Annotated in this window: 17 protein-coding genes and 3 tRNA genes; 8 read left to right on the top strand and 12 right to left on the bottom strand. The window is 62.2% G+C overall.

The window, feature by feature from the left end; translation table 11 throughout:
• Position 1: 1 nt before the first annotated feature.
• Entirely contained in the window at positions 2 to 862 is an 861-nt protein-coding gene (gene purU / locus FLQ03_RS02820; protein WP_144371878.1) for a formyltetrahydrofolate deformylase, read from the bottom strand.
• A gap of 95 nt (positions 863 to 957) precedes the next feature.
• Positions 958 to 1809, bottom strand: a complete 852-nt coding sequence (gene folD / locus FLQ03_RS02815; RefSeq protein WP_144371877.1) for a bifunctional methylenetetrahydrofolate dehydrogenase/methenyltetrahydrofolate cyclohydrolase FolD — start codon at positions 1807 to 1809, stop codon at positions 958 to 960.
• Positions 1810 to 2050: 241 nt separating this feature from the next.
• Between folD and FLQ03_RS02810 the strand changes: the two genes are divergently transcribed.
• The 4 genes from FLQ03_RS02810 (at position 2051) to FLQ03_RS02795 (ending at position 3225) form a co-directional block, all read left to right on the top strand.
• A tRNA-Pro gene (locus tag FLQ03_RS02810) sits at positions 2051 to 2127 on the top strand.
• Between the two features lie 16 nt (positions 2128 to 2143).
• Positions 2144 to 2220: transfer RNA gene (locus FLQ03_RS02805), tRNA-Arg, on the top strand.
• Between the two features lie 35 nt (positions 2221 to 2255).
• A tRNA-His gene (locus tag FLQ03_RS02800) sits at positions 2256 to 2331 on the top strand.
• Positions 2332 to 2553: 222 nt separating this feature from the next.
• Complete coding sequence (locus FLQ03_RS02795; protein WP_144371876.1) at positions 2554 to 3225, top strand: GntR family transcriptional regulator; 672 nt, start codon at positions 2554 to 2556, stop codon at positions 3223 to 3225.
• Positions 3226 to 3300: 75 nt separating this feature from the next.
• Here FLQ03_RS02795 and FLQ03_RS02790 read toward each other — a convergent pair whose 3' ends face one another.
• On the bottom strand, positions 3301 to 4464 hold the full coding sequence (locus FLQ03_RS02790; RefSeq protein ID WP_206210835.1) for an ABC transporter substrate-binding protein: 1164 nt from the start codon (positions 4462 to 4464) through the stop codon (positions 3301 to 3303).
• Between the two features lie 74 nt (positions 4465 to 4538).
• On the opposite strand from FLQ03_RS02790, the gene FLQ03_RS02785 reads away from it, so the two are divergent.
• Positions 4539 to 7184 carry a PAS domain S-box protein gene (locus FLQ03_RS02785; RefSeq protein WP_240802185.1) on the top strand — a complete coding sequence of 882 codons (2646 nt, stop codon included), beginning with the start codon at positions 4539 to 4541 and terminating at the stop codon, positions 7182 to 7184.
• Positions 7181 to 7810: a response regulator transcription factor gene (locus FLQ03_RS02780; protein WP_144371875.1), complete on the top strand. Its 630-nt coding sequence runs from the start codon at positions 7181 to 7183 to the stop codon at positions 7808 to 7810. The genes FLQ03_RS02785 and FLQ03_RS02780 overlap by 4 nt, the downstream gene beginning before the upstream one ends.
• Positions 7811 to 8072: 262 nt before the next feature.
• Here FLQ03_RS02780 and FLQ03_RS02775 read toward each other — a convergent pair whose 3' ends face one another.
• The 3 genes from FLQ03_RS02775 to FLQ03_RS02765 form a co-directional block, all read right to left on the bottom strand.
• Positions 8073 to 8678 (bottom strand): IMPACT family protein, encoded by a 606-nt coding sequence (locus FLQ03_RS02775; RefSeq protein WP_144371874.1) that lies wholly within the window; start codon positions 8676 to 8678, stop codon positions 8073 to 8075.
• 71 nt (positions 8679 to 8749) lie between these two features.
• Entirely contained in the window at positions 8750 to 10426 is a 1677-nt protein-coding gene (locus FLQ03_RS02770) for a fused response regulator/phosphatase (RefSeq protein WP_144371873.1), read from the bottom strand.
• Positions 10427 to 10436: 10 nt separating this feature from the next.
• Positions 10437 to 10745 (bottom strand): STAS domain-containing protein, encoded by a 309-nt coding sequence (locus tag FLQ03_RS02765; protein WP_144371872.1) that lies wholly within the window; start codon positions 10743 to 10745, stop codon positions 10437 to 10439.
• Between the two features lie 203 nt (positions 10746 to 10948).
• Between FLQ03_RS02765 and FLQ03_RS02760 the strand changes: the two genes are divergently transcribed.
• Both FLQ03_RS02760 and FLQ03_RS02755 read left to right on the top strand, forming a co-directional pair.
• On the top strand, positions 10949 to 12127 hold the full coding sequence (locus FLQ03_RS02760) for a methyl-accepting chemotaxis protein (RefSeq protein ID WP_144371871.1): 1179 nt from the start codon (positions 10949 to 10951) through the stop codon (positions 12125 to 12127).
• A 9-nt stretch (positions 12128 to 12136) separates the two neighbouring features.
• Positions 12137 to 12487 (top strand): Hpt domain-containing protein, encoded by a 351-nt coding sequence (locus FLQ03_RS02755; protein WP_170252289.1) that lies wholly within the window; start codon positions 12137 to 12139, stop codon positions 12485 to 12487.
• On the opposite strand, the gene FLQ03_RS02750 is transcribed toward FLQ03_RS02755, so the two are convergent.
• The 6 genes from FLQ03_RS02750 to FLQ03_RS02725 form a co-directional block, all read right to left on the bottom strand.
• Positions 12472 to 16074: a CHASE domain-containing hybrid sensor histidine kinase/response regulator gene (locus tag FLQ03_RS02750; RefSeq protein ID WP_144371869.1), complete on the bottom strand. Its 3603-nt coding sequence runs from the start codon at positions 16072 to 16074 to the stop codon at positions 12472 to 12474. The two genes, FLQ03_RS02755 and FLQ03_RS02750, sit on opposite strands and share 16 nt — an antisense overlap.
• 86 nt (positions 16075 to 16160) lie before the next feature.
• Positions 16161 to 16982, bottom strand: coding sequence for a uracil-DNA glycosylase (locus tag FLQ03_RS02745; protein ID WP_144371868.1), 822 nt, complete (start codon positions 16980 to 16982; stop codon positions 16161 to 16163).
• Positions 16979 to 17425, bottom strand: coding sequence for a ribosomal protein S18-alanine N-acetyltransferase (gene rimI / locus FLQ03_RS02740; RefSeq protein WP_144371867.1), 447 nt, complete (start codon positions 17423 to 17425; stop codon positions 16979 to 16981). Before rimI ends, FLQ03_RS02745 begins: the two co-directional genes overlap by 4 nt.
• Complete coding sequence (tsaB, locus tag FLQ03_RS02735) at positions 17418 to 18056, bottom strand: tRNA (adenosine(37)-N6)-threonylcarbamoyltransferase complex dimerization subunit type 1 TsaB (RefSeq protein WP_144371866.1); 639 nt, start codon at positions 18054 to 18056, stop codon at positions 17418 to 17420. Before tsaB ends, rimI begins: the two co-directional genes overlap by 8 nt.
• Positions 18057 to 18065: 9 nt before the next feature.
• A complete protein-coding gene (locus FLQ03_RS02730) occupies positions 18066 to 19283 on the bottom strand; it encodes an EAL and HDOD domain-containing protein (RefSeq protein WP_144371865.1) in 1218 nt (405 codons plus the stop codon).
• Positions 19284 to 19292: 9 nt separating this feature from the next.
• A complete protein-coding gene (locus FLQ03_RS02725; RefSeq protein WP_144371864.1) occupies positions 19293 to 21242 on the bottom strand; it encodes a chemotaxis protein CheA in 1950 nt (649 codons plus the stop codon).
• Positions 21243 to 21261: the final 19 nt, after the last annotated feature.

Genomic DNA, 21261 nt, shown 5'->3' with positions numbered 1-21261 from the left:
CTTAGTCGAAGATCACGGTCTTGTTGTTGTACGCCAGGATGCGGTTTTCCAGGTGCCAGCGCACGGCACGCGACAGCACGATGCGCTCCAGGTCGCGACCTTTCTGGATCAGGTCGTCCACGTCGTCACGGTGCGAAATGCGCGTTACTTCCTGCTCGATGATCGGGCCGTCGTCCAGGATTTCGGTGACGTAGTGGCTGGTGGCACCGATCAGCTTCACGCCGCGGGCAAAGGCGCGGTGGTAAGGTTTGGCGCCGTCGAAAGCCGGCAGGAAGCTGTGGTGGATGTTGATGACGCGATGCGGGTAGCGCTCGACAAATTTCTGCGACAGCACCTGCATGTAACGCGCCAGCACGATCAGGTCGACATCGGCGGCTTCCAACAGGGCCCACTGCTGCGCTTCGGCTTCGGCCTTGTTTTCCTTGGTGACGTTGATCACATGGAACGGGATGCCGTGGAATTCTGCCAGGCGGCGGCAGTCGTCGTGGTTGGAGATGATCAGCGGGATGTCGCAGTCCAGCTCGCCAATGCTGTGGCGGTGCAGCAGGTCGACCAGGCAGTGTTCGTACTTGGAGACAAAAATCGCCATGCGCGGCTTGCGTACCGACAGCGACACCTGCCACTGCATATTGTGCTTTTCGGCGATCGGGGCAAAGGCCGCGTCGAAGCTGTCCATCGGCAGGCTAAAGCCGTTCAGGTCCCATTGCACGCGCATCAGGAACAGGTTTTCCACCGGGTCCTGGTGCTGGTCGGCGTGCAGGATGTTGGCGTTATAGGTCAGCAGGAAGTTGGCAATGGCTGCCACCAGGCCGTGGCTGTCCGGGCAGCTGATCAGCAGGGTGGCAGAATGACGGTTACTCATGGTTTGACTCTTTGTCTGTAGGTTTTGTTGGGGGCAGATGAAAAACGCCGCCGGCTGTAACGACAGACGGCGGCGTGCGGCTTGGGGTGTCTGCGTCAGGCGTTGAGATTGGCCGAATCCAGCGTGTTCTGCAACAGGGTGGCAATGGTCATCGGACCGACGCCGCCCGGTACCGGGGTGATGTAGCTGGCCACTTCGCGGGCAGCGTCGAATTCGACGTCGCCGCAGATCTTGCCGCTATCCAGACGGTTGATACCCACGTCGATCACTACGGCACCCGGTTTCAGCCAAGCGGCTTTCACGAAGTTGGGGATGCCGACGGCGGCAACCACGATGTCGGCGCGGCCAACCTCACCGGCCAGATCGGCAGTGGCGCTATGGCACACGGTAACGGTGGCGCGGGCCAGCAGCATTTCCAGGGCTTGCGGGCGGCCAACGATGTTGGAGGCGCCGACGATCACCACGTTCTTGCCTTTCGGGTCGATACCGTACTCTTCCAGCAGCGTCATCACGCCGCGCGGGGTGCACGGGCGCAGTTGCGGCATCTTGATGGCCAGGCGGCCCATATTGTAGGGGTGGAAGCCGTCCACGTCCTTTTTGGGGTTGATGCGTTCGATCACCAGTTGCGGGTCGATCTGCTTCGGCAGCGGCAGCTGCACCAGAATGCCGTCCACGCTATCGTCGGCGTTCAGCTGGTCGATGATGGCCAGCAGTTCTTCCTGGCTGGTGCTGCCCGGCAGTTCGTACGACAGCGAGCGCACACCGGCTTTTTCACACGAGCGCTTCTTGTTGTTGACGTAGATGCCGGATGCCGGGTCGTCGCCTACCAGAATCACCGCCAGGGCCGGCGCGCGCTTGCCGGCTGCCAGACGGGCGTCAACGCCTTCGCGTACGCGGTTGATCAGGGTTTCGGCAACGGCCTTGCCGTCGATGAGTTGTGCCGCCATGCTGCAGTCCACCATTAAGGTAATAGAGAAACGAAGGCGGGATTTTCTCATTTTTTAGGGTGCTTGCTCAATGGTTTCAAGGGTTTGAGCCGCTTTCTTTTTGCAGTGCAGCAGGGCTATGACGCAGGCGTTCCCGCTGTCGTTTTTGCGGGTAGCCCGGCCGCAGCAAAAAACCATGCAGATTTTTGGCAATTGCTGTTGACAGGGGGTGGGGTGGGCTGTATAGTTCGCCTCCTGTCGTCGGGGCGTAGCGCAGCCTGGTAGCGCATCTGCTTTGGGAGCAGAGGGTCGTGAGTTCGAATCCCACCGCCCCGACCACAACCACACCGATAGAGCGTCCGTAGCTCAACCGGATAGAGCACCGGCCTTCTAAGCCGGGGGTTACGGGTTCGATTCCTGTCGGGCGCGCCAGTCGCAATGTGGGTGCAGTACGCAGTATTTCAGTGGTGGATGTAGCTCAGTTGGTAGAGTCCAGGATTGTGATTCCTGTTGTCGTGGGTTCGAGCCCCATCATCCACCCCAGATCAAGCCCTGCTTGCCATGCAAGCAGGGCTTTTTCATTGCCGCTGCTGCGCCGCTACCGGCGGTGCGGATGGGCAAATTCTGGCGCTTAAGTGCGTGTTTGTTACGCTTTGCTATGCATTTCTGCTAAACGGGTGTCCCGAATCTGTAATAGCTTGTCGCAAGCGTAATTCACCGTATAATCGAATACATTTGCATGTATCCGATAGCCAGAACCTGACCATGACCACAATGCAGCCCATCAAACGACAAACCCTCACCAGTGCCGTGACCGAATCCTTGCGCCAGCGCATTCTTTCGGGCGAGTTTGCCGACGGTCAGCAACTGCGTCAGGAAGCGCTGTCCAACGAATACGGTGTCAGCCGCGTGCCGGTGCGCGAGGCGCTGCGCCAGCTGGAAGCCGAAGGCCTGATCCAGATCATCGACCACAAGGGCGCGCTGGTGTCCAAGCTGTCGCTGGACGACGTGCTGGAGCTGCTGGAAATCCGCGCCATGCTGGAAAGCGAACTGCTGCGTGCGGCCATTCCCTGTCAGGTGGCGGCGGATCACGACGCCGCCGATGCCACGCTGCGCGAATTCGAGCAGGCGCTGGCCACCAACGACATCCGCCACTGGGGCGAGTTGAATTCGCGCTTCCACCTGGCACTGTACCGTGCCGCCAAACGCCCCAACACGCTGGCGCTGATCGAGCAGCTGCATAACAAGACCGACCGCTACACCCGTATGCAGATCCTGTTTACCCGCACCATGGAGCGGGCGCACGAAGAGCATAGCAAACTGCTGGATTTGTGCCGCAAGGGCGCTGCCGACGAAGCGGCCGAGTTCCTGCGCTTCCACATCCTGTCTGCCGGCCACGCGCTGGAGGCCTACCTGCTGACGCAGGAACGCCGCTGATCCTGCGGCCAACCCTGTCGTTCTGCCCATACACCCTGCTTGCCTGCAAGCAGGGTGTTTTTGTTTGTGTTGCGCTCAGGGCTGACGCTGGCGGTCTTGCGGGTAGGCGTACATCACCTGTTGCTGCCGTACCTCGCCGATCACCGGCACGTCCAGCTCGATGGCTTCGTGGTCGGTGGCCGAGAACGGCTTGCGATAGGTGGTAATCAGGCCGGCTACGGGTTGCTTCAGGTTTTCCAGCGCCTGGCGGATGGCCGGGCCGTCGGTGCTGCCGGCCTGGCGGATGGCGGCCGCCAGCAGCAGCATGCTGTCGTAGCCTTGTGCCGCCGACGGTGGCGACGGGATGCGCAGGCCGCCATTGGCGTGCAGATAGCGGTTGATGAACTGCAAGCGCGCCGGCGTATTACCGTCCTGGATGAAGGTTTGCACCATGCGCGCCCCTACCGCGTTGGGGCCGGCGTTATCGATGAAGTTGGACATCGATAGCGTCCAGCTGCCGATGATGGGTACCCGCCATTCCATCTGCGCCAGCGTGTTGGCGATCTGCGCCAGCTCCGGGCCGATGGTGTAGGTCAGTACGCACTGGGCGCCGGCGGCGCGGGCTTTTTCCAGATACACGCTCATGTCCAGTTCGCCGTTGTTGAACTGGTCGGCGCTGACCGCTTTCAGCCCCTCGCTGGCCAGCGCTTTCAGCAAGTCTTGCTGCCCCAGCCGCCCGTAATTGCTGCTGTCACTTAGCACCGCGACCCGGCTGAAGCCGCGGCGCTTGGCTTCGCGCACGATCAGTGGTGCCTGCAGGCTATCGGACGCGGCGACGCGGAACACATAGTTGGCCGCATGCCGCGGCGGTGCGAACTGCTGGGTAATGATGTGCGCCGTCGCCACCGCCGTCATCGCCGGAATGCGTGCCTGCTGGTAGCGGATTTGCGACGCCAGTGCCACGCCGCTATTGGCAAAACCGACAGTCGCCACCACGCGCTGCTTGTCGATGAGCTCGCTGGCGATGCGCAGGCCCAGCTCGGGCCGGCCGCGGTCGTCGCGTTCTACCAGCTGTATTGGCCGCCCCAGCAAGCCGCCTTTGGCGTTGATGTCTTCTACCGCCAGCCGGATACCGTTGCGCATCGACAGCCCCATTGGCGAAGAGCCGCCGCTGAACGGGCCGGACAGCCCGACACGAATCGGCTCGGCAGCGTGGGCGCTGGCCAGCAACAACAGGCAAAGGCTAATCACACGACGCACGGGTGGCTCCTGATGGCGTGAAAACAGGGGGGCGCTTATTATCGCATTCCATTGCCTGCTGCGGCCAACCTGCCATGCCCATGCGTACCTCGCGCTTTTACACCTCGTTGCGGCGTAGCCGTGTTTACCGGCTGATGCCCAATAGCACCATCGTGCTGTTCTTCCTCACCATGGCCGTGATGCTGTGGACGCTGGATGCCCGCGAGAACGAACAACAGCGCACCGACCTGGCCAAGGACACCTTGTGGGCGGAGCAGACTATGCGCCTGCGGCTGGACGGCCACCAGGCCGAGCTGGCGCAGATGGCCCGCGACATCGGTCGCCAGGACATGAACGAAGACGACTTCCTGGTACAAGCTTCGCAGTTTATGGGCAATACCCCGGAAATGGCGGCCGTGGTATGGGCCGACGCCAGCTACACCGTGCGCTGGATCGCGCCTTATGAGGAGTCTGGCCTCGCCGCCGGTGCCGGCTTGTCCGGCGTGCGCATCAACGCCTATCTCGCCGCGCGCAATGACGGCCATGCTCGCTTTAGCGATCCCTACCTTAGCGATGGCGGGGAGTGGCGTTTCGACCTGATGGTGCCGGTGTACCGGGATACCCAGTTCCGCGGCATGGTGATCGGCATCTACCAGGCCGGCGCCTTCGTCCGGCGGGTGCCGCCGTCGTGGTTTGCCGAAAAATATCAGCTGGCGCTGCAGTCCGGCCAGCAAGTGCTGGCGCGCAATGCACAGAGCCAGCCTTCGCTGGGCGTGAGGCAGAGCATTCACTTTGGCGGCACCTCGCTGGTGCTGGAAGCGCACCCGGTGCGGGGTGACGTCAACAAAAACCGGCTGATCCAGCTGGGGCTGATCACCGGCTTGTCGGTGCTGACCTTGCTGTCGCTGTTCAGCCTGTCGCGCCATATCCGCCGCCGTATCGAAGCCGAACGCGAACGCGACCGTGTTTACAAACTGTCGCGCGAATGGCTGGGGGTGATGCGCGAAGACACCACGCTGCTGCACATGAACCCGGCGTTTGTACAGGGGCTGGGTTACAGCGCCGAGCAGCTGCAGGGCACCTCGTTCCTGAACTACCTCGACCCGCAACAGCGCGAAGATACCCGCCACATGCTGCGCCAGTTGCTGGACGCCGGCAGCGTGGACCGCTACGTGGAAACGCGCATGATCAACCGCGACGGCAGCGTGCTGTCGCTGGCCTGGGCCATCAGCCCGCTGCCGGACGCCGGCGTGCTGTACCTGTCCGGCCGTGACATCACCGCCGAGAAACTGGCCGAGCAGGCCTTGCGCCACGAATACATGTTCCGCAAGGCGATGGAAGACTCGCTGGTGGTGGGCATTCGCGCCATCGATCTGGACGGCCGCATCAGCTACGTCAACCCGGCGTTCTGCCGCATTACCGGCTTTGGCGAAGACGAGCTGATCGGCCTGCGCCCGCCTTACCCGTACTGGTCGCCCGACGTGGCGCCGCTCAACTACGACGCGCTACGGCGCACACTGTCGGGCGCCAATAGCCAGCAGCTGTTCGAATCGGTGATGCAGCGCAAGAATGGCGAAAAATTCTACGGCCAGATGCTGATTTCGCCGCTGATCGACGCCGATGGCGTGCATACCGGCTGGATGGCCGCGCTGACCGACATGACCGAAAAGCGCGAGGCGCAGCAGGCGCTGGAAGCGGCCAACGAGCGCTTCATCGCGGTAATCGAAGGCCTGGACGCGGCGGTGGCCGTGGTGCGGCCGGAAACCCAGCAGCTGCTGTTCTGCAACCAGCGCTACCGACAATGGTTGGCCGCCGCCAGCGAAGACGACGGCGTCGAGTATTGCGATCTACGCCTGCGCCAGATGCTGCAGCACGCCAATACCGACCAGGAGTTGTGGCTGGACGATCCTGGTCGCTGGTTCCTGCTGCGCAGCCGCCCGGTACGCTGGGTGGACGGCCAGCGCGTGCAGATGCTGATCCTGACCGACATCACCGAGCAGCGTGACGCCGAACAGCGTTACCAGGAGCAGCTGCAGAAGCTGCAAGCCACGTCGCGGCTGATCACCATGGGCGAGATGGCGTCCACGCTGGCGCACGAACTGAACCAGCCGCTCTCCGCCATCGCCAACTACCAGGCCGGCTGCGTGGAGCGCCTGCGCCAAGGCAAGGCGACGCCAGCGTCACTGATTCCGGTGATGGAAAAGATCACCGCCCAGGCCGAGCGCGCCGGCAAGATCGTGCGCCGCGTGCGCGAGTTCGTGAAGCAGAGCGAGCCGGTGCGCAAGGAGGCCGACATCGGCGACATCATCGATGCGGCGTTGGCCATCGCCGAGATCGAGGCGCGGCGGCTGGGCAGCACCATCAACGTACACCTGGCGGCCACGCTGCCGCCGGTGCATGTCGACCCCATTTTGATCGAGCAGGTGCTGCTCAACCTGATCAAGAACGGCATGGAAGCGATGCAGCAGCTGCCGCAGGCCGAGCGCGAGCTGGAAGTGAGCGTGCAGCGCCAGCACAGCAAGCGGGTGGAGGTGGCCATTGTCGACCGCGGCCATGGCGTGCCGGACGCGCTGAAGTCGCAGCTGTTCGACGCTTTCTTTACCACCAAAAGCGACGGCATGGGCATGGGCCTCAATATCTGTCGCTCCATCATCGAGTTCCATCAGGGTCAACTCTCAGTGGAGGATCACCCGTTGGGTGGTACCATTTTCCGTTTTACATTGCCGGTGTTTGAGCCATGACTGCAGCCAAGAACATTTGCATCCACCTGGTCGATGACGACGAGGCCTTTCGCGACTCCCTGCTGTGGCTGCTGGAAAGCCACGACTACCAGGTGGCCTGCCACGACAGCGCCGAAGGTTTCCTCACCCGCTACCAGCCCACGGCAGGCAGCGGCTGCCTGATCCTGGATATCCGCATGCCGGGCATGAGCGGGCTGGAGCTGTACGAAGAGCTGCAGGCGCGCGGCAACACCTGGCCGGTGATCTTCATTACCGGCCACGGCGACGTGCCGATGGCGGTGCAGGCGGTGAAACGCGGTGCGCACGACTTTCTGGAAAAACCGTTCAACCAGGAAGCGCTGCTGGCGGCGGTGGACAGCGCGCTGGCTGCGGCGGCCAACCAGGCGCAGAGCGTGCAGGAAGCCAACCAGTGCGAGACGCGGCTGGCCACGCTGACCACCCGCGAACGCGAGGTACTGGAGCGGGTGATCGAAGGCAAGATGAACAAGATCATCGCCGACGAGCTGGGCATCAGCATCAAAACGGTGGAGGCACATCGCGGCAAGATGATGGACAAGATGGGCGTGCGCTCGATCGCCGACCTGGTACAGACCGTGGTGGCCTACCGCCAGCAGAAGGCGCGCTAGGGTTGGCCGCAGCATGGCGCATGCTGCCCGCGCTGGAGCGGGCGATGGCCGCCAGCTGCAGCGCGGCTGGACAGGCAGGACGCCTAGGTGTTTCCCCAATAGGCGTTGCCGGTGGCGGGGCGCACAATCGCTGCAGCATCCCTTGACCCGGATGTGTTGCGTTTTGCCTCCTGCTGCCGTCTCGGCAGCGTTTGTTGCGCCCGTCCGGTAACAAGGCGGGATCGCCGACTCACCCGGCTTGCCGATGCAGCCGGGTTTTTCTTTATCCGGCCCCGGATGCGGGCTCGTCCAGCCAGCTCAGCTGGCCGTGGCAGGCCTCGCCCAGCAGGGTTTGCAGCGTGCTGGCCTGGCTGGCCGGCAGGCTGAATTGCAGGGTGACCGCGTCGTGATGGCTGACGAGCAGCAGCTCGGCGCCGTGTTGTTGCAACAGGCGGCGCAACAGGCCTTCCTGCGCGTAAGGCACCTGGCAGGCCAGCTGTTGCCGCGCCACTTTTTCTTCGCGCGCCACCCCGTCCAGCGCCCGTGCCACAGCGTCGGTATAGGCGCGCACCAACCCGCCAGCGCCCAGCTTCACGCCGCCGTAGTAGCGCACCACGGTGGCCAGTACGCCGTCCAGCTGCTGGTGTCGCAGTACGTCCAGCATGGGCCGCCCGGCGGTGCCGGACGGTTCGCCGTCATCGTTGGCCGCCGAGTGCCCGCCAGCCAGCAGCGCCCAGCAGACGTGCGCTGCCGCCGGGTGGGCGGCCTTCAGCGCCGCAACCCGCGCCTGCGCCGCCTGGCGGTCGGCCATCGGCTCGACACAGGCCAGAAAGCGGCTTTTCTTGATTTCCAGTTCGGCGTGGCCGGGGTGGGACAGGGTATAGGGCATGACGGCGGAGGCAAGGGCAGGGGCGGGCATCATAACAGCCGGTGGCTGCGCGCTACAAAGCGCTGGCCGTGTTAGCGCAGCACGTACTCCACTTCGACGCCGCTGCCGTCGTCCAGGTAGTGCATGCGTTCGCACAGCCGGCGTACCAGGGCGATGCCGCGCCCGTGCATGGCCAGCTCGTCCGGCTCGTGCTGGGCGTAGCGGGTGTGGTCGAAACCGTGGCCGCTGTCGCGGATGGTCAGGCGTAGCAGCGGCCGCCCGTCCTCGGTGACGTGCGCCATCGCCACGTGGATCCAGCCTTGCTCCAGATTGAACAGCCGGCCAGCCCGGTTCAGCAGGTAGCTGGCAAAGCCGTTGCTGGAGTGCTTTTCGCTGGAGTCCAGCGCCAGGACGCCGTGATCCAGGGCGTTGTTGTACAGCTCTGTCACGATCAGCAGCATGTCGCTGAGCTGGGTGTCACTGAGGCCGATCTGGTTGAGCCAGCCCAGCAGGGTGGCCATGCCCAGCTCTTCGCGCAGCTCCTTGGGGCCGAAATCCAGTTGCAGCTGCCAGTTGCTCAGTTGGGTAAACGACGGTGGCGCGGCGGCCGGTTGCGGGCTGCCGAAACTGCCGGCACAGGGCACCAGCACCAGCGAGATGTCGTCGGCGTTTTCGGTGCCGGCCAGGTGCGCCATCACCTGTTCGCGTAGCTGCGCCAGCACCGCTTGGTCGTGACGCTGGTTCAGCTGTGCGGCCAACTGTTCCGGCGGCAGGATCTCGTTTTGCACGCTGCGCGCTTCGGTCAGCCCGTCGGAGCAGATCATCAGCCGGCCGGGGGCGGTCCAGCGGTAGACCTCGACGCCGGCGTCGAAGTCGGCATTGCGCAGGATGCCCAGCGGCGGGTTACGGGAGTGGAACTGCTTTTCGATGCGGCCATCCTCGCCGACGAAGGCGGCAAACGGAATGCCGCCATTCCAGACGGTAACGGTTTTTTCCTGCGGGTTGATGGCGGCCAGCGTGGCCGCGACAAAGCGGCCAACCGGCAGGTGCTGCTTCAGTTTCTTGTTGATCTCGCGGGCGATGGCGTTGATGGCAAAGCCCTTCTGCGTCATGGCGTAGAACACCGTGGCGGCCGGCAGGCAGGAGATGGCGGCCGACAGGCCGTGGCCGGTACTGTCGGCCAGCATGATGTGCAGGGTATCGGTTGGCGAGCGCGCGGCGGTAACGATGTCGCCGCTGAACTGTACCGCCGGCAGGATCCATTGTTCGATGCCGGTCTGGCTGCGATCGCCGTACAGGTTATGCAGCACGTGCTCTGCCAGCTGCTGTTCCATTTCGTTGGCGTGGTAATAGCTTTCCAGCCGTTGCGCATCCTGGCTGATGCGGTGCTGCATGTCGGCAATGCGCGACATCACGCGGATCTTGGCCGTCAGCAGCTTGATGTCTACCGGCTTGGTCAGGTAGTCGTCGCCGCCGGCTTCCAGGCCGGCCAGCATGTCTTCCTGCTCTACCTTACCGGTCAGGAAGATGATGGGGATCCATTGCTTGTCGAAGCGCTCGCGGATCAGCCGGGTGGCCTCCAGGCCATCCATGCGCGGCATGATCACGTCCATCAGGATCAGGTCCGGCGGGGTCTGTTCGCAGCAGGCCAGTGCCTGTACGCCATCCTCGGCCGTCATCACGTTGTGACCCAGTGCGCTGATCAGGCGGCTGACGATCAGCCGGTTGACGGTGCTGTCATCCACTACCAGCACGTTCAGGATTCGCATTGGGGGGCTTTCAGTCGATGTCGAAGAATTTTTCAAAGCGTGCGACGGCAAAAATCTGCCGGATCCCCGGCTTGCTGTTACTGATCAGGATGCGGTTGATGCCGCGATCGCCGGCTTGCTCGCGCAGCACCAGCAGCATGCCCAATGCAGAACTGTCCAGATAGTCGGCGTCCATCAGGTTGATTTCGATGGATTTGATGTCCGGTAGTGACAATACTGCCTTGCTGGCATCCCGGAACGCTGCATGCTGGGCAAAGTTGAAATGACCGTGAACCAGGATGGTGGCTTCCTGCTCCCGGAAATGATAGGTAACGGACATGAGGGGCCTTTAGCAGGTTGGGGTTTCTGGCTGGCAGGTGGCACGTGCATGCATTATGGTAATTGTATGCATTTGAAGCGGCCTGTGCCAATGCTGTTGCTGCGGTCTGGCTTGCCTGCACCGGGCTGCAATAAGGCGCATGGCTATGGTCTAATACGCACCGCGTGGCGCAACCGGTCGCCAGACCATTTATAGAGGACATTATGGGTGACAACAGGGGTGTACAGGGCTTGATCCTGCTGTCGGGTTTGCTGCTGGTGTGGCATGGCGTGCTGGCCATGATGGCGATGCAGAGCTGGACCGCTGCCGTCCTGACCTTGCTGCTGAACGTAGCCTTGTTGGCGGTGGTGTTTTTGCGCGGTCGGGCGCCGTCTGCTCCCAGTGCGCTACGACAGCCCAAGCCTTCTACAGAGGATGCCGTGCGCCCGTTGCAACAGCAATTGCAGCAAGCCATGCAGCAGGAAGGACAGCAATTGCAGGCCCAGCTGGATTTGGCTAACCGGGTATTGCAGGACGCCATTGCCGGCCTGATCGACAGCTTTGGCAGCATCACCACCCAGGCCAAACAACAGCAGGATATCGCCATCCGCATGATCGGTACCGGCATTACGGCCGAAGAAGACAGCCATGCCAGTTTTGAGCGGTTTGCCCATGACGCCAACCAGACCATGGAAATCTTCGTGGATAACACGCTGCGCACCAGCCAGGTCAGTATCGAGCAGGTCAACCACATGACCGAAATCGGCCAGAAGATCCACAGCGTACATACCTTTCTGTCCGACATCGACGCCATTTCCAAGCAAACCAATATGCTGGCGCTGAATGCCGCCATTGAAGCGGCGCGTGCCGGCGAAGCCGGCCGGGGCTTTGCCGTGGTGGCCGATGAAGTGCGTGCCTTGTCGTTGCGCACCCATTCTTTCAATGAACAGATCAGTCAGACCATGCACATGGTGGAAAACATGGTAGACAAGGCGCACGGCAGTATTGCTGCGCTGGCATCGCACGATATGAGCTATGTGCTGGAAGCCAAGATGCGCGTGCAACACACCATGGGGCAGATCAATGAACTGAGCCACGGCATGGAAATGGCCGTCAACCAGCTGAACCAGATTGCCAGCGAGGTAGAGCGCAGTACCAATGTGGCCATTACATCGCTGCAGTTTCAGGACCGTATCTGTCAGATGCTGGGCCATGCCGGGCATCATCTGCAGCAGCTGAAGCAACTGCAGCAGCTGGCCGGTGATTTGACGCTGGCGGCAGGGAAAGGGCAGGCAATGGCGGATGAGGTGGCCCGTATCGAAGCCCAACTGGGGCAAGTCAAACAATCCGCGACCAGCAGCCCGGCTGCCAAAACGGATGGCAACGATATCGAACTTTTCTAGGGTGCCATGATGAGCTTGCCCGATCTGGATTACCCGACCGCGCTGGCCAATATGGCGGGCATGGAGGCTTTGTACCAGGAGGCATTGCAGGCTTTCTGGGACGAGGCGCCCTCATTGATGGCCGAATACCATCAACAGTTGGCCGCAGCCCGCTATGCCGAGGCCCGGCGGGCTGCGCATTCGCTGAAAAGTGCCGCCGCGGTACTGGGGGCGATGCGTTTGTCTCAGGCCGCGCGGGAACTGGAAATGCTGGCGCGCGACGCGGTAAGCGATCCGCAGCAGCTTGAGCCGGCCTGCCAAGCCTGTGACCAAGCGTGGCAGACGTTTACCGTCATTGCCAGGCCCTATCTGCCAGCCTGAACGGCGTGGATATGGCGCAGCAGCATGTCGCGCAGCTCGGCAATGGCAAACGGTTTCCCGATATGGTCGTTCATGCCGGCGGCCAGGCAGCTGTCACGATCGGCCGCCATGGCGTTGGCGGTCATCGCAATGATGGGTAGCGTATGTTCGCCCAGGGTGTCGCGGATGGCTTGCGTGGCGCTAAGCCCGTCCATCACCGGCATTTGCAGGTCCATCAGTACCGCGTCGTAACGCGGGTTCATTCTTCGTACTGCTTCTACCGCCAGGGCGCCGTTCTCGGCCACGTCGATGCTGGCGCCTTCCTTGCTGAGTAAGCCTTTGGCGACCAAACGATTGGTCGCATTGTCCTCTACCAGCAACAGGCGCAAGCCGGCCAGCGGCAGGGTGGCCGCCGGGGCGGGCTGCGTGGCCGTTTCGCGCGGTACCGCTGCGGCAGCGCTGGCTTGTTTTTCCATCAGTCTGACAGCGGTTTCCTGCAGCATCTGGGCGGTGAGCGGCTTGACCAGGAAACCGTCCAGCAACTGGCGATCGGCTTCCGGCCGCGAGGCCAGCATGTCGTGACTGTGCGCCGTGACCATGATGATGGCCAGCGCCGGTGCGTAGGCTTTCAGTAGCCGGCAGGTCGCCCAGCCATCCATATCAGGCATTTGCCAATCCACCAGCGCCAGTTGGTAGGGCAAAGGCTGGCCTTGCATCTGCTGCAGCAGTTGTCGTACGGCTTCTCCACTGTCCAGTACTTTGCTTTGCCAGCCCTGGGCATGTGCCATGTGCTGCATTGCTTCGCGGGCAATGGCATTGTCGTCGATGACCAGCACGTGCAGGGCCGGCGTCTGCGGGCTGGCGGCGACACTCTCGACAATCGGCAGCGTCAGGGTAAAACTGAAACAGCTGCCTTGGCCGGGCTGGCTTTCCAGTTCGATCTTGCTGCCCATCAGCTGCACGATGCGCTGGCTGATGGCCAACCCCAGACCAGTGCCGCCAAAACGCCGCGTGGTAGAGGATTCGGCCTGACTGAAACTGTGGAACAGCTTGTCGTGCAGCTCGCGGCTGATGCCGATACCGGTATCGCGAACGCTGAACGCCAGTGTCAGTTGCTGGCCGTCTTGTGCCAGTTTCCGGATGCTGACCACCACTTCGCCCTGTTCGGTGAACTTGATGGCGTTGCTGGCCAGATTGGTCAGTACCTGTTGCAGGCGCATGGCATCGCCCAGCAGCCGGTCTGGCAGGTCGGGTGCCATATCGAAGACGATTTCCAGCGGCCGGTTCAGGCTGGTAGCCGACAGGATGACCGACAGGTTGCGCATGAGCGCTTCCAGGCTGAACGGCTGCTGGTCCAGCGTCATCTTGCCGGCTTCTACCTTGGAAAAATCCAGAATGTCGTTCAGCAGGCCCAGCAGTGAACGGGCGGCAGCTTCGGTTTTGTCGGCATAGTCTTGCTGTTCTGGCGCCAGGCCGGTGTGCTGCAGTAACTGCAGCAGGCCGAGAATGGCGTTCATCGGCGTGCGGATTTCATGGCTCATATTGGCCAGAAAGCGGCTTTTGGCCTGGTTGGCCTGTTCCGCCTGCAGCTTGGCTTCCTGCAGCGTGGCTTCGTGCTTCTTGCTGGCCGTAATGTCGCGTCGTATCGAGACGTAGCGCTCGATCTCGCCATGCGTATTCATGAACGGCACGATGATGCTGTCCACCCAGTACAGGCTGCCATCCTTGCGCCGGTTGCAGACTTCGCCGCGCCACGCCTGGCCGCTGCCCAGCGTGTGCCACATCTGGCGCCAGAATTCGGTATCGTGCACGCCGGCATTCAGCAGGCGGTGGTTTTTGCCCAGCAGCTCTTGCTGGCTATAGCCGCTCACGTCGGCGAAGGCCTGATTGATGCTGGTGATGCGGCCTTCCGGGTCGGCAATCGAGACAATGAAATGCTGCTGGATGATGTCGCGGATGGTGCGCGCCTCCAGCAGGGCGCTGTGCAAATCGGCTTCGATGGCAACCTGCAGGCTGATATCGCTTTCGATCGCCATATAGCCTTCCAGTTGCTGCTGTTCGTCCAGCAACGGCTGGATTTCCATGGCTACCCAGTACTCGCGCCCGCTCTTGCTGCGGTTCAGGATATTGCCGCGAAATGGCTGCAAGGCGGCCAGCGCGGTGCGGATGCGGCGCACGGTTTGCGGGTCGGTGCTGCCGGTCTGCAGTATCTGGCCGGGCGAGGCGCCACGAACTTCGTCCAGCGTATAGCCGGTGAGGCGGGAAAAACCTTCATTTACCCAGCTGATGCGGCGGTCTTTGTCGGTGATGATGATGGCGTTGGTGGTGTGACGTGCCACCTTGGCCAGCAAGGCCAGATCCCGCGTCATGCTGGCCGCCAGTTGCTCGGCCCGTTGCTGGTTGCGCAGTAACAGCCAACTCGACAGTGCAGCCAGCAGGCTCATCATCAGCCCCATGGTCCCGACCACCCAGACTGACGTGCGCTGCACGCTGGCCTCGAACAATGCACTGCTGCTGCTGCGCAAGGTAAGGGTACGGCCGCCGATGGTCAGGCGCTGCTCTCGGGTAAAGCTGCGTTGCTGCTGCCGGGCTGACGCGATATGGCCATCTTCATCGAATACCAGGCTGCCTGGGGTGGGGATGGGGCTGTCGTACAGCTCGAAGTCGAGTTGCTGCTCGGTAGCTTCGGCAATGCCTTGCATCAGCTCATCAAGCGTGACCGGGCAGTACATATAGCCCAGTAGTGCTGCGGGCCGCTGCGCTGGCAGCACTGGGCTGCCGTGGCGAAATACGGGCAAGACCATCAGGTAGCCGGCATGCTCGCGGCCCTGGCGCTGGAAAGTCAGCACGCCGCTCATGGTGGAGCTGCCGCGGTGCAGCGCTTGTTGCAACGTGGCGCTGGCAATCGGGTTGGCCGCCAGGTCCAGGCCCCAGGCTTCACGGTTCTCGATGTGCGGCTCGATGTACCGGATGATGTAGTGCATGGGGCCCGGCCCAAGGTCGCGCAGCACGAAGCGCGGTGACTGTTGCTGTTGCTGGCTGGCATAAGCGGCCAGTGCCGTTTCCGGTACGACATCGATAAAGCCAAAACCGCGTACCCCGGGAAACGCGATTTTCAGGTCCATCTCCTGGAAGTAACGGCGGAAGCGCGTGGCTTGCAGTAGGGTGCCATCGCTGGCGGCAATGGCGTCTGCCGCACCGCGAAGCCCGTATTCGGGCAAGGTGAAGCGACGCAAGACTTCGGCGATCAGCCGTTCATGCAGTTTATCGTAGCGGGCGGCCGCTTCCCGGGTGATGCGTTTGTCCAGCTCACGGGTACCAGCGGCTGTCAGCAGCAGCCCGATCAGTAATACGCCCAAACTGATAGCGCGCAGCTGAGGTGTTTGCAGCAGCGTATTGCGGTCTGTTTCGCGCCGCAGCCGGCCGGCTACCCTCCATAGCAAGGCAGGGCAAGCCAGCAGGCAGGCGATGCCAGCGGCCAACAACAATGTATTGCCCGCCATCGCGGTTTGCAGCAGGGGGAGTAGCAGTAGTACGGCCAGGATGGCCAGGGTGACGATCAGCAGCACTTCCATCAGAACGAGCAGATAGAAAGTTTTTTTCTGCATGATCACTATCCTGGCAGCCAAGGGAATGTATCCATACTAGCGCATGCCACGCTGGTATCGCATGTGCCCGTGCAAACGGGTGGATGTCAGCGGGCGGGTAGCAGGCGTGCGACGTGGCTCCAGTCCTGCCAGGCTTTGGCTTTCTCGGCCGGACTGCGTAGCAGATAGGCCGGGTGGAAGGTAACCAGTAACGGTTTGCCGTAGGCCTGGTGCACCTGGCGGCGCAGGCTGCTGATGGGCGCTTGGGTCTGCAGTAGAGTATGGGCGGCAAAGCGGCCCAGCGCGACGATCATCTCTGGTTGCAGGCTATCGATTTGCCAGCGCAGATAGTCGTGGCAGTGGGCGATTTCGTCAGGGGCAGGGTTGCGGTTACCCGGTGGCCGGCACTTGATGACGTTACAGATATAGACGTCTTGCTGGCTGTCGATACCGGCGGCGGCCAACATGTTTTCCAGCAACTGGCCGGCTTTGCCGACAAACGGCAGCCCTTGTTTGTCCTCTTGCTCGCCCGGGGCTTCGCCGACGATCAGCACACGCGCCTGGGTGCTGCCGCGGCCAACTACCACTTGCTGGCGGGTCGCCGCCAGCGCGCAGCGCTGGCAATCTGCCACGCAGCGTTGCAGTGCCTGCCAGTCCCCGTGGGCGGGCAAGGCAGGGCTGTCAGCGCCACTGGTGGGCGCCGCCGGCTCGAGCAACGCTGGTGGTGGCATGGTAGGGGCAGGGCTGGCCGTCGCAGCGCTAGTGATGTTGATTGCGCTGGGGGCTTCTGCTGCGGTTTCGATAACAGAAGGGGCCGCCGGAGCAGGCGTGCTGTCGCGTACGCTATCGGTAGGTGCCAGGGTATGCCCACGGCGCAACCACAGCGGGCTATGCCCCATTTCGTGCAGCACGAAGGCGCGGCGGTTCATAGCGATACCTTCATCAGGACGGCATCCTCGCGCTGACCATCCGGGTTACGGTAGTAGGCCTTGCGTTGTGCATAGTGTGCGAAACCGTGCTTTTCATACAGGGACAGTGCGATCTGGTTGCTGCTGCGGACTTCCAGGTACATCTGGCTGGCCCCCTGCTGCCGGGCTTGTTGCATCACGTGCTGCAACAGTTGCGAACCCAGCCCCTGGCCCTGACAGGTAGAGTGGATGAAGAAGTTTTGCAGGTGGGCCTCATCCAGCACCTGCATCAGCACGGCAGCGCCTTGTATCTGTTGGCCGTCCTGGCATAGCCAGACCCGGTCGTGGCTGCTGCCCAGCGAGCTGGCGTACATGATGCGGCTCCACGCGTGCGGCGTGGTTTCGGCTTCCGCCGCTGCGATGCGGTCGGCATCGTCGTGGCAGGCCAGCAGGACGTTATCCACGTTTCTGCTCGCGCTGTTCTGCCGCCGTCAGGGCGATCTTGTTGCGCACATACAGTAGATCGGCACTATGGCTGTGCGGGTAGCGTGCCGGGTGAGCCTGGTACAGGCGGATATAGTCGGCCGCCTGTGGTTCGGTGGCAAACAGTTGCAGGCCTTTGCCTTCAAACAGCGCGGTGATGTCGCCAGCCAGACTGTCAATGCCTGTCAGAGGCAGTGCGTCGGCATGGCCAACGCTGATGTCGCCCTGCTGCGCGCCGTCCTGGTAGCGTGCTGCGTACACTTCGCCCATGCGGGCATCGATGACGGCCATGCCGTTGCCACCGGGCAGTGCACAGGCCACGGCGTCCAACGTGCCGATACCTACCAGTGGCAGGTTGGCCGCCGTGGCCAGCCCCAGCGCAATGCCGGCGGCAATGCGCAGGCCGGTAAAGGCGCCCGGCCCTTTTCCGTACAGGATGGCGTCCAGTTGCGGCAGCGCGAGTTGCTGTTCGGCCAGTAACTGCTGGATGCCTGCCAGTGCGTGGTCGGAATGCCCCTGGCGAACCTGCTGGTGCAGCGTGCGCAGTTGTTGGCCGCACAGCAGGGCAAGCGACAGATTGTGGTTGGAACAGTCAATGGCAAGTAAATTCATCAGGGTAAATCAGAGTCCGAGTTCTTCTGCCCAAGCGAGGGCAGCGGTGTGAATCAGGTTCAGCTGGTCCGGGTCCAGCGCCAGCTTTTGCGCCAGATGCGGCAGCGCGGGGTCGCCGGCCTCCAGTGCGAGGGCGAGATGATATACCTGACTCAGGCCGCCGGTGTGCTGCGAGAGCACTTCGTGGATTTCTGCCGGCAAGCTGATGTGTTCCAGAATGGTCTGCATCGGCATGTCGAAGATGACGTCCAGCAGCGAGAACATGCCGGCAATAAAGGCGTTGTCGCAATGATCACCGCTGAAACCACTGGCTTGGGCCAGGGTTTCCATCAGCCGGGCACGGGTGACGGCGGTTTTCTGCAGGGCTGGCGCCAGGTGCTGGTTTTCATTGCTGGTCACCAGCAGCAGGGTCAGCCAGCGGTACAGCTTCTGGTAGCCCAATACCGTGACGGCATGGCTGAACGAGCTGATGGTGGTATTGAGCCCGGCGGCGGCAGAGTTGACGTAGCGCAGTAGCTTGAACGACAGCGCAACGTCGGACTTGAGCACGGTTTCGATGTCCTTGATCGGTGCATCGGCGCGCAGCAGGTTCAGCAGCTTCAGCGTATTGCTGAACGACGGATGGATGACCTTGGCAGACAGCGTTTCCGGCTTGGCAAAGTAATAGCCCTGGTAGCCATCCAGCCCCAGGTCACGGCACTGGTTATAGTGCTGGTAAGACTCGATGCGCTCTCCGATACGGATTACCGGGTAGCTGCGCAGACGCGCCGCCTGGCTCTGGAACTGAGCCGGCGTCATGCTCTGGACGTCCAGCTTTACGTAGTTGGCCAGTTCCAGCAGAGCAGCTGACGGTGCATCAAAAGAAAAATCGTCCAGCGAAATGCCGAAGCCCAGCGAACGCAGGTAGCGTACTCGCGACACCACTTCATTGGTGGGCTGGATGTTGGCCGCGAGGTCCAGCACTACGCGGCGCGGTGGCAGCAGCTCAAGAAAATCGCTGGTCAGCATGGCTTCACCCACATTGATGAAGGCCAGCTTGCTGCCGATCAGCCAGTTGGTGCCCATATTGTTGAGGGCGTTGACCAGCACCTGGGTGTCAGCTTCGAGGGGGGCGTGGGGGGTAGCGGTCGCCGCGTCGTCTGCACGACGAAAAAGCAGCTCATAACCTATGAGCTGCTGATTTCTGTTCAAGACAGGCTGACGTCCCAGAAAGGCGGATGTCGACATGTTGTTGGCTTAGTAAGAGTAGTTGTCGGCGTTTCTCAGCATGGTACTGCCACCGGTAGTCGCGTCCATTTGCCCTGCCAGCAGGTCTTCCATGTCCAGCACCAGCACGACCGAACCATCGCCCGACAGGGTGGCACCGGCTACGCCTTTGGGACGGATGTTCTGTAGCGGCTTGATTACCACGTCGTCGCGGCCAACGAAGGAATCCACGGCCAGAATGAAGGAGCGCTCTGCCGATTGCATCAGCACGCCGAAATTCGGCTTTTGGGTCGGTGCCCAGTTCAGCAAACCGGACAGGGTTTTCAGCGGCAGGATCTCGTCGCGTACCACGATGGTGGGACGGCCGGAGACTTCCTGGATGGCACTGGTGTCGATCGGAATGATCTCGCGCACCATGGCCAGCGGGACAGCAAACGGCTGGTTGCAGGCACGCACCACCAGTACCGGCAGGATGGCCAGCGTCAGCGGTAGCGAGATGCTGATGCGGGTGCCTTCGCCCTGTACCGAGTTGATATCGATACGACCGTTGAGCTTCTGGATGTTGGTACGGACCACGTCCATACCCACGCCGCGGCCGGAAACGCTGGAGATCTGGTCTTTGGTGGAGAAACCCGGCAGGAAAATCAGCTGCAGGCACTGCTTCTCGTCCAGCGAGTTGGCGGTTTCGGCGTCGATCAACCCCTTGGCAATGGCTTTGCGGCGCAGCACCTCCGGGTTCATGCCTTTGCCGTCATCGGTAATTTCGATGACGATGTGGTCGCCAACCTGCTCGGCAGTGAGCTCGATCAGCGACTGCGGTTTCTTGCCGATGGCAATGCGCTCTTCCGGCGACTCGACACCGTGATCGACTGCGTTGCGCACCAAGTGCACCAGCGGGTCGTTCAGATCCTCGATCATGGTCTTGTCGAGTTCTGTTTCCTCACCGGTAATGACCAGTTCCACTTCCTTGCCCAGTTGGCGGGCCAGGTCACGCGCCAAGCGCGGGTATTTCTGGAACAGGCGGCCGATCGGCTGCATGCGGGTTTTCATCACCGCGTTCTGCAAATCGCTGACCAGCAAATCCAGTTGGCTGATGGCTTCGTCCAGCGAACGCAGGGTATTGGTTTCCATATTCCCCTGCAGGATTTCGGTACGCAGGGTAGTCAGGCGGTTTTTGGTGAGGCCGATTTCACCGGACAGGTTGAGCACCTGATCCAGGCGCACCGTGTCGATGCGGATGGTGTTTTCCTGACCAGAAATCGGGCCACCGGTAGACGGCGCCGGCTTGTTGGCCGGTTTGCTGGCGGCTGCCGGCATGGTGGTGGGCGCAACGGCAACTGCAGTAACGGGTTCTGGCATGGCTTGGGCCTCCACGAAAGTGGTAGCGGCGGCTTGCATGTCCGGGGCGGCAGCAACAGGCTGCGCGGCAACTGCTACTGGTGCAGGTGCTGTAACCGGCTCGCTGCCAGTCACGGCCTGCTGCAGCGCGGCCCAATCCGGCTCGTTGCTTGCCGGGGTTGCAGGGGCTGCAACAGGAGCAGGAGCGGCAACCGGCGCTGGCGCCACGGCGGCTTTGACGGCTGCCAGATTGCCTGCCAGCGCTGCATCCAGTGCGGCCAGCATGGCAGGATCCGGGTTCGGTGGCGGCAGGCCCTGGGACAGGGTTGTGAACATGTCACGTACGGCACCGGTCGCGTCCAGGATCACATCCATCAGCTCGGATGTCAGCGCCAGTTCCGAGTTGCGCAGCTTGTCGAACAAGTTCTCAGTGCGATGGCAGATGGTGACCATCGGCGCGACATTGAGGAAGCCTGCCCCACCTTTGATGGTGTGGAAACCGCGGAAGATGTCATTGAGCAGAGCCCTGTCATTTGGCCGCTTCTCAAGCTCTACCAGCTTGTTATCCACATCGGACAGTAGCTCGGTCGACTCTAGTAAGAAATCCTGAAGAAGTTCTTCCATTCCGGCGAAGTCGCTCATTTTTGCTTCCTTTGTATGT

The sequence above is a fragment of the Vogesella urethralis genome (assembly GCF_007644045.2).
GTDB lineage: Bacteria > Pseudomonadota > Gammaproteobacteria > Burkholderiales > Chromobacteriaceae > Vogesella > Vogesella urethralis.
This window is presented reverse-complemented; position numbering and strand designations above follow the sequence as displayed.